This window comes from Niveispirillum sp. KHB5.9, assembly GCF_048066115.1.
Classification (GTDB): Bacteria; Pseudomonadota; Alphaproteobacteria; order Azospirillales; family Azospirillaceae; genus Niveispirillum.
Map to the genome: position 1 here is coordinate 102,380 of NZ_JBLTYX010000019.1, position 9,901 is coordinate 112,280.

At 72.0% G+C, this 9,901-nt stretch carries 2 protein-coding genes; both read right to left on the reverse strand.

The window, feature by feature from the left end:
- Nucleotides 1-5,499: a type I polyketide synthase gene (locus ACM9HJ_RS24520; protein ID WP_416574413.1), complete on the reverse strand. Its 5,499-nt coding sequence runs from the start codon at nucleotides 5,497-5,499 to the stop codon at nucleotides 1-3.
- Nucleotides 5,496-9,893 carry a type I polyketide synthase gene (locus ACM9HJ_RS24525; RefSeq protein ID WP_416574414.1) on the reverse strand — a complete coding sequence of 1,466 codons (4,398 nt, stop codon included), beginning with the start codon at nucleotides 9,891-9,893 and terminating at the stop codon, nucleotides 5,496-5,498. The genes ACM9HJ_RS24520 and ACM9HJ_RS24525 overlap by 4 nt, the downstream gene beginning before the upstream one ends.
- Between the last annotated feature and the right edge of the window lie 8 nt (nucleotides 9,894-9,901).

A 9,901-nucleotide genomic window follows, 5' to 3' on the forward strand; every position in this document is an offset into this window, starting at 1 on the left:
TCAGCCCTCCGCCCGGTAGCGCTGTCCGGCCTCGTCCTCCGACAGGCCCTCCAGCATGTCCAGCAGGCCGTCCAGGCTGTCCAGATCATCGTCCGATGCAGCGGGCCCGGCCCCGGCCAGCAGCGGCACCTCCATGCGTTCCGCCAAATGCAGGGCCAGATCGGCCACGGTCGGGTGTTTCCAGACCAGGGTGACGGGCAGCTTCAGGCCGGTATCCGCCTCCAGCCGGTTGCGGGTCTCCAGCGCCATCAAACTGTCGAAGCCCAAATCCTTCAAGGCCGTGTTGCGCTCCACCGCCTCGGGCGACAGGCGCAGCACGCGGGCCAGCACATCGGCCAGATGCGCCTCCAGCCTGCCCTGCCGGGCCCAGCCCACGGGTTCGGCCAGGAGCGCGCCGCGCAGGTCGGTCGCCACCTCGCGCACCGGTGCGGCCGGCAGGGCGATGTCGGACAGCAGCGGAGATGCCGCCAGCGCCGGATAGGCCTGGGCCCATCGGCGGCGGTCGAAGGACATCACCGCCAGTTCCGCCACATCCAGGTCGAGGCAGCGCATCAGCAGGTCCAGCCCGCGTTCGGCCGGTAGGGCTTCCACCCCGCGCTGCGCCAGCCCGTCCACCGCCCCGGCGACCAGCCCGATCTGTCCCCAGGGCGACCAGTTGATCGACAGGCCCGGCAGCCCGCGCGACCGCCGCGACCGGGCGACGGCGTCCAGGGCGGCATTGGCCGCCGCGTAATTGCCCTGTCCGGGTGAGCCGAGGAAGGAGGCGAGGCCGGAGAACAGCACGAAGAAATCCAGCGAGCGGCCGGCCGTGCCCTCATCCAGGATCAGGGCGCCGCCCTGCTTGGCGGCCAGCAACCGTTCGAAGCGCCCGGCATCCTGTTGCAGCAGGATGCCGTCATCCAGGCTTCCCGCCGCATGGATGACACCGCGCAGGGGGCGATCCGGCCGGTCGATATCGTCCAGCAGCGCCAGCATGCGCGCCCGGTCGGCCACATCGACCTGTCTTATATCCAGTTCCACGCCGGTCGCGGCGATGGCGTCCAGTGCCGTCGCCAGCACCTCTCCCGGCGGACGCCTTCCGGTCAGGACCAGGCAGCCGGCCCCGGCCCTGGCCAACCGTTCGGCGACGGCCAGCCCCAGACCGCCCAGGCCGCCGGTGACCAGATAGGTGCCGTCGCGGCGCAGCGCCGCCGGCTCGCCCGGCGTCACCGCAACCCCCGTCAGCCGCGCCACCGACAGGCCGCCACCGCGCACAACCACCTGCGTCTCTGGCTGATCGGCCAGCAGCAGCCGGGCGAAGGCCGCCCAGTCGTCCGCACCAGGCACCGGGGGCAGGTCGGCCAGGCTGCACCGTAGTTCCGGATGCTCATGCGCCACCGTCCGGCCCAGGCCCCAGACGGGCCCCTGCGCCGGTACCGCGCCGTCAAGCTGCACCCCGGCCGTGGCCAGCCACAGGCGGGGCGGGTTGCGCGAGCCCGCACGGGCCAGCCCCTGCACCAGATGCAGGGCGCCGATAACGCCCTGCCGCCGTTCCTCCGCCGGCGTCAGGCCGGGCAGGCCCAGCGCCCCCAGATGCACGATGCCGGCGAATGCTCTGGTCACGGTCTCCGGCACAGCGGAAACCGTCTCCACCCGGGCGCCGGAGGTGGTCAATGCCGATGCCAGGGCCGCCCGCTCCGCCTCTCCACCGCCGACCAGCAGCCATTGACTGCCCGTCGCCCCGACTGGGGGTAGTGGTGCCGACCGCCAATCGATGCGCCACAGCCAGGACGCATGGTCGGGTGCGGCGTCGGGCAGCAGGGCGTGGGCGTCCTGATAGGAGATGGGCCGGTCCAGGGCCCCACGGTTATGGGCCAGCAGTTCGGCCACCGGCGCATGCGGATCATGGACGGCCGACATCAGGGCATAGATCATCAACCCCGCATCCAGCGCCCGCCCCACATTGGGATACATGGCGACATGGCGCACCAGGGCCGGGTCGACGGCGGGATCGGCCGCCACCCTGGCCAGGTTGTCCTCGAAATCGCCGTCATACAGGCAATTGGCGATGGGGCCGCTGACATCGGTGCAGGACAGCAGCCGCATGCGCGCACCGGCCAGCAGTTCGGCGAACTGTGCCGTGGTGGCCGAATAGGTGGACAATTCCGGCAGGTCGACCGACGAGGACCCGGTGGCCAGCACTTCCGCCAGGATCAGCCGCCCGCCCGGCGCCAGATGGGTGCGGATATTGGTGAACAGCGATGCCTTGTCGGCGATCAGGCCCGATACCTCGAACCCGAACACCAGGTCATAGGTGCCGGGGAACGGCGTGGCGGCACTGTCGCGCTGGTACAGCCTTACCCGCCCGCCCAGCCCCAGCCCGGCCGCCCTTCCATTGCCGATTTCCGCCTGGCGGGCAGACAGGGTATAGCCCTCCACCGACAGGCCGGGATTGGCACCCGCCAGATCGATCAGATCGCTGCCATAGCCGCAGCCGAAATCGAAGGCGCTTTTCAGGCTGCCCATCTCGATGCCCCGGAACAGCAGCCGGCGCAGTTCCCGCTGGCCATCGACCAGCAACTTCTGCTGGGCCGGGTCATGTTCGGGCTGGAACACGGTACGCAGCCAGGAGAAGCCGGGTACGCGCACGGGCAGCAGGCTCCAGGTCAGGTAACCGCTCAGCACCTCCTGCGAGGCTTCGACCCCGCCTTGGGCCAGCCGCGCCTCATGATAGGCCGCACCCTGGTCGTAATAACCGCCGATCTCCGTCTGTCCGGCGGATGCCGGAGGCGGCAGGATGGTGCGGGCACCGTCCACCGGTTCCGCCCAGTAGCGCTGGCGCTGCCAGGGATAATGCGGCAGGTCGATGGGCGGCACGGGGCCGGGCAGCAGCGCGGCCCAGTCCAGCGCGGCACCGGCAGCGTAAAGCGCCCCCGCCGCTTCGGCCAGCGGTCCCGCCGCCGGCACGTCGCGGCGCAGGCAGGCGACGGCGCGCGACAGCCGGCCGGCGGCCTGGATATTCTCCGTCATGGCCGGGACCAGCACCGGATGCGGCCCCAGTTCGACCAGGACATCCGTGCCCCGGGCCACCAGCCCCTCCACCACCGCGCCGAACAGCACGGGCTGGCGCAGGTTGCGGCACCAGTAATCCGCATCCAGCTCCCCGCCCTTCACGGGCAGGCCGGTGACGGTGGACAGCATGGTCACCAGCCCGTCGCGCGGCGACAGGTCGCGCAGCAGCATTGCCAGTTCCGGCAGCAGCGGGTCGACCTGCGGGCTGTGGCTGGCCACATCCACCCTCACCTTGCGGGCGAAGACGCCGTCCGCCTCCAGCCGTGCCGCCAGCCTGTCGATGTCATCGGCATCGCCGGCCAGCACAATGGACCGGCGGCTGTTGGCCACCGCCACGGACAGGGTCCCCCGGAACGGGGCGATCCGTACCTCCGCATCCTCCAGCGACAAGTCGGTCAGCAGCATGGAGCCCTGGCCGGCGATGCCGGACAGCAACCGGCTGCGCAGGGCGATGATGCGGGCCCCATCCTCCAGCGACAGGATGCCGGCGACATGCGCCGCCGCCACCTCCCCCATCGAATGGCCGACGACAGTATCGGGCACGATCCCCCGGGACCGCCACAGCGCGGCCAACGCCACCTGCAGGGCGAACAAGGCGGGCTGTACCAGATCGATCCGATCCCAGGCCGCACCCGCGCGGATCAGGCCGGCCACGGACAGGCCCAGATGCGGCGCCAGCGCCCCGCTGGCCGCCTCCAGCGCACCAGCGAAGGCAGGATCACCCATCAGGTCCCTGGCCATGCCGGTCCATTGCCCGCCCTGGCCGGGAAAGATGAAGACCACGCGCGGCCGCGACGCCACCCCGGCACTGGCCAGCGCCTGCCAGCCCTCGCCTTCACTCCCCCCCTCCAGCCAGCCGGCCAGTGCGGCGCGCAGGCCGGCGGCATCGGCGGCGGTCAGGGCCAGCCGGTGCGGATGATGCGCCCGGCGCCGCGCCGTGGCCCGGCACAGGGCGGCGGCATCATCCCCGCCGGACAGCCGGTCCAGATAGGCAGCGGCCAGATCACGCAGGGCGCCGGGGCCGCGCGCCGACAGGGGCAGCAGCAGGGCCGGGGGTTGATCCGCCACCGGCAGCGCCGGCGCGCCGGGTGCCGCCTCCACCACGACATGGGCATTGGTACCGGCAAAGCCGAAGGCGCTGACGCCGGCCACGGGCCGCACCGCATCCCACGGCCGGGCACTGGTCGGCACCCGCAGGTCGGCGGCCGACCAGTCGATCTCCGGATTGGGCCGGGTGAAGTTCAGCACGGGCGGAATGGTGCGGTGCTTCAGCGCCAGCACGGTCTTGATCAGCCCGGCCATGCCGGCCGCACTTTCCAGATGGCCGAGATTGGTCTTCACCGCCCCCAGGACCAGCGGCACGCCCCGCAGTTCCGCCGGACGCAGGGCGCGGGCCAGGGCGTTGACCTCGATCGGGTCGCCCAGGCTGGTGCCCGTGCCATGCGCCTCGACATAGGAGATGTCGGCCGCATCCACCCCGGCATCGGCCAGGGCGCGGGCGATCACCGCCTCCTGCGCCGGACCATTGGGCACGGTCAGGCCATTGCTGCGGCCATCCTGGTTCACCGCCGACCCGCGCAGCACGGCCAGGACAGTGTCGCCCGCCGCCAGCGCGTCCGACAGGCGCTTCAGCACCACCACGCCGCACCCCTCACCCCGGACATAACCGTCGGCGGCTGCGTCGAAGCTCTTGCAGCGCCCATCGCGGGCCAGGGCCCCCATGCGGCAGAAATACAGCGTCGTCTCCGGCGACAGGATCAGGTTGACCCCACCGGCCAGGGCCGCATCGCATTCCCCCGCCCGCAGCGCTTGGATGGCCAGATGCACGGCCACCAGCGACGATGAACAGGCCGTGTCCACCGCCATGCATGGCCCCTGCAGGCCCAGCAGATAGGACAGGCGCCCCGCCGCCGCACTATAGGCATTGCCCGGCCCGTAATAGGGCTCGCGCCGCGTCAGGTCACCCAGCACGCGCAGGTAATCGCCGCTGCCGATACCCAGATAGACGCCGGTGCTGCTGCCCGCCAGCCGGTCCAGCGGCAGTCCCGCATCCTCCAGCGCCTCCGCCGCCACCTCCAGGAACAGGCGGTGCTGCGGGTCCAGGCTTTCCGCCTCGCGCGGGGAGATGCCGAAGAAGCCGGCATCGAACCGGTCGACCTGTTCCAGGAAGCCACCGTCGCGGGTGTAGATCCTGCCCACCGCATCGGGATCGGGATCGTACCAGGCATCCGCATCCCAGCGGTCGGCCGGTACCCGCCCCACCGCCGAACGGCCCTGGACCAGCAGGTCCCAGAAGGCGGCGATATCGGCGGCACCGGGGAAACGGCAGCCCATGCCGATGACGGCGATGGGGGCATGGCGCGCCCCCTCCAGGTCGGCGATCCTGGCTTCGGCTTCTTCCAGCAGCAGCAGCAATTCGCGGGTCGGGTCCAGCGTCTCGTCCCTCATCGCGTGCTCCCCCGGCGGGCGGCCAGTTTGCGCTGCACATAATCGGCCAGGGCCGCCTCGTCCATCGATGCCACCTTCTCGCGCAGGGTGCTGGATGCGGGTTCCTTCACCACCACGGCCGGGGATGGCAGATCGCCGGCGATCAGGCGAGCCAGGGCCGCCAGCGTGGGATGGTCATAGGTCAGGGTCGCCGGCAGCGGCCGGCCGGTCCGGCGGACCAGCTCCGCGCGCAATTCAAGGGCCATCAGGCTATCCATTCCAAACATGCTGAACGGCTGGTCGGGATCGACCGCCATCTCCCCGCCCAGGCGCAGCACCGACCGCACCACCCGCCCGATCTCCCGCTCCGCCAGCCGCAGCCGGTCGCCGGGCGGGGCCTGGTCCAGCAGGGCGGCAAGGTCGCCCGTCGCCGGCACAGCCACCGCGCGCGGGGCCAGCCGGTCCAGCAGGGCGGTATCGTCGAAGGCGCGCCAGGCCTGCCAGTCGAAAGGCAGCACGGCAACCGGCCCCGGCCACCCGGCCAGGGCGACGAAGGCGGCCAACCCCGCCGCCGGGTCCAGCATCCGCACGCCCCGCCTTGCCCAGGCGGCACCGTCCGCATCGGCCGCCATGCCCAGGCCGCGCCAGGGGCCCCAGGCGATGCTGGCCACCTTGCGGCCATCGGCGGACAGGGCGGATGCCGCCGCATCCAGCCAGGCATTGGCGGCGGCATAATTGCCCTGGCCCGCCGACCCCAGCGTGCCGGCGGCAGACGAGAACAGGGTGAGGAAATCCAACTCCACCCCATCGGCCAGGGCCAGCAGGCTGGCCAGACCATCCAGCTTGGGCGCCAGCACGGTGGCGAACGCGTCCCAGTCCAGGCCCGACAGCACCCCATCGCGCAGCAGCCCCGCCGCATGCACGATACCCGCCAGCGGCGGCGCACCCGTGGCAGCGATCGCCTGCCCGACCGCATCCGCATCGGTGATGTCGGCCCGCACGGGCATTGCCACCACGCCGCCCCGCGCCAGTTCATCCAGCAATCCCGCATCCGGGTCCGACCGGCCCAGCAGCAGCAGGTGCTTCGCCCCAAGCCGTGCCAGATCGCGGGCCACGGCCAGGCCCAGCCCGCGCGTGGCCCCGGTCACCAGATAGGATCGGTCGGGCCGCAGCGTAACCGGTGTGGCCGAAGCCGCCGCCACCGGCAGCAGCCGCGCCGCGCGCCACCCGCCACGCCAGGCCCATTGCCGTTCCCCCGCCGCCCGGCAGACACCCAGCCGGGGTAGGAGGTCGCGGATCACCGCCGCCGCATCCGCATCGTCCGACAGGTCCAGCAGCACGGGGGCGGCTTCGGCCCGTTCCAGTGCCGCCGTGCGGCCCAGGCCCCAGAGCGTGGCGCCGGCCGGGCTGGTCACCACCCCTTGCGCACCTCGGGTCACCCACAGCGCGGGTACGTCGACAGTGGCCAGGGCCAGGGCACCCTCCAGCACCGGGCGCAGGTCCCCCGTCCCTGCCCGGGGGGGCAGGTCCAGGGCCGACAGATGCAGCACCCCGGCAATGTCCACCATCCGCCGCCCCGCCAGTTCCCCCGGCGTGACGCATTCCATCTCCAGACCGGCGGCGGCCAGCGCAGCGGCGACACCGCCCCGGTCTGGTACCACCAGCCAGCTTCCGGCGGGCATCATACCGGCCGGCGGCTCGATCGGTTCCCACGCCACTCCCAGCAAGGGCGGCAGAGCGGCCAGCGGCTCGGTGATCCAATGGCGCACCCGCTGGAACGGGTATGTCGGCAGCGGCACCGGACGGCGTCCACCCGCCACGTGCAATGCTTCCAACCGCACGGCCACCCCGGCACTCCAGGCACCGGCCACGCATTCCAGGAACCGGCGGCGATCCTGCCCGCCGGGCCGCAGGCTGGACAGCCAGGTGATGGCGGCATCCGGCAGTTCCCGCCGCGCCAGGGCCACCAGCGCCGGGCCGGGCCCGATCTCGATCACGCAGCCGATACGCCGGCCAGCCAGGGCGCCCAGCGCCGGGGCGAAAGCCACCGGTTCACGGATCTGCCGGCCCCAATAGGCCCCATCGGGGACCACCGTCACCGGCAATCCCGTCAGGGTGGAAACCCAGGGCAGCGACGGCGCCCCGGCGGCGACAGTGCCGGCCAAGGCCGCGAACGGCACCACCGCCGGGTCCATCAGCGGGGAATGGAAGGCATGGCTGACCGCCAGCTTCTTGCAGCGGATGCCGCGTGCCGACAGGCCGGCGGCAATCGCGTCCAGGGCCGCCGCATCACCGGACAGCACCGTTTCCGCCGCCCCATTCAGCCCGGCGATGCCCACCCGGTCGCCGGTAAGGCCGGCAAGATCGGCCGCCGGGGCGAACACGGCGATCATGGCGCCGTCGCGCGGCAATGCCTGCATCAACCGCCCGCGCGCCACCACCAGCCGCGCCGCATCCTCCAGCCCCAGCACGCCCGCCGCCCAGGCGGCGGCGAATTCCCCCACGCTGTGGCCCAGCACCAGATCGGGTTCCACCCCCAGCCCGCGCCACAGCGCCACCAACCCTGCCTGCAAGGCGAACAAGGCCGGCTGAGCATATGCCGTGTCGTTCAGTCGCGGATCATCCCCGCCGCCCAACCACATATCGGCCAGATCCGGCAGGTCCGCCATGGCAGCCAGGCAGCGATCGACCGTCGCGCGGAACAGCGGCTCTTCCCGATAAAGCCCGGCCGCCATGCCGGCATATTGCGTGCCCTGGCCGCTGAACAGGAAAGCCACACGTGTCCGCCCGCCGGCTGCCGCCGTGCCGTGCTGTCCGTCACCCACGGTCAGGCGGGTGACGGCATCGGCCATGTCATCGGCAACCACGGCCAGCCGCTTTTCCAGCCTTGCCCGGCCCGTGGCCAACGTCCAGGCGGCATCGGCCAGGGCCGGCGCATCGGGGGCCGACAAGGCCGCCGCCATGTGGCCGCACAGGGCCGACAGGGCCGCATCATCGCGCGCCGACAGGGCCAGAAGCTGCGGCCCCGCCGCAGCCTCCACCACCGGCGCCAGCGCGTCATCGGCGCGGATCACCAGATGCACATTGGTCCCGCTCATGCCGAAGGCACTGACCCCGGCCACGCGCGGCCCCTGCCAATCGGTCAGGCGTACGGGCACCTCGGCCGGTACCGCACCCAGGTCCAGGGCCGGGTTGGGCCGGATGAAATGCAAATGCGGCGGGATGCGGCCGTGGCGGATCATCAGGGCCACCTTGATGGTGGCGGCGATGCCGGCCGCCGCCTCCAGATGGCCGATATTGGTCTTCACCGTGCCGACATGCAGCGGCGTGGTCCGTCCCTGCTGCACAGCGGCCAGTGCCGCGATCTCGATCGGGTCTCCCAGGCTGGTGCCCGTGCCATGTGCCTCCACATAGGTGACGGCATGCGGTTCCATCTCCGCCTGGGCAAGGGCGGCACGGATCACCGCCTGCTGGGCCGACCCGCTGGGTACGGTCAGGCCGGCGGCGGCCCCGCCATGGTTGACGGCCGATCCGGCAATGACGGCGATGATGCTGTCCCCTGCCGCCCGCGCGTCGGACAGGCGCTTCAGCGCCACCATCCCCGCCCCCTCGCCCCGACCGTAACCATCGGCCGACGCGTCGAAGGTCTTGCAGCGGCCGTCGGCGGCCAGGGCCTTCAGCCTTGCCATGGTGACGAACGTGTCCGGCACTAGGATCAGGTTAGCCGCTCCCGCCAAGGCCAGGTCGCATTCCCCGTTCCGCAGGCTCTGGCAGGCCAGATGCACGGCGAGCGCGGAGGAGGAACAGGCCGTGTCCACGGCCATGGCCGGCCCCGTCACGCCCAGCACATAGGACAGCCGTCCGGCCAGGAAGCTGGTGCCCGTGCCGGTGCCTACATAGGCATCCAGGTCGGCCGGATCGGCGCTGGCCCGCACCAGCCGGTCGTAATCCTGGTTCATGGTGCCGATGAACAGGCCCGTGCGGCTGCCGGCCAGACGGTCGGCGGCGATGCCGGCATGTTCCAGGGCTTCCCAGGCCACCTCCAGCAGCAGGCGCTGCTGTGGGTCCATCGTCACCGCCTCGCGCGGGGAGATGTTGAAAAAGCCGGCATCGAAACCGCGCACCTCCGCCAGCAGGGCCGCCTGCCGGCAATAGGATTTGCCCGGCACCGACGGGTCGGGGTCATAGACGGCGTCCATGTCGAACCGGTCGGGCGGAATGGGGGCGACCCCATCCACCCCGTCGCACAGCATGCGCCAATATCCGTCCGGCCCGTCGCCCCCGCCGGGAAAGCGGCAGCCGATGCCGACAATGGCGATCGGTTCCCGCTCCCGCGCACGCAGCCGCCCCTTCATGTCGCGGACGGCGACAAGGGCGGCGCGCAGGGCGGTTGCCTGGTCGGGGGGATTGCTCATCGACAGCC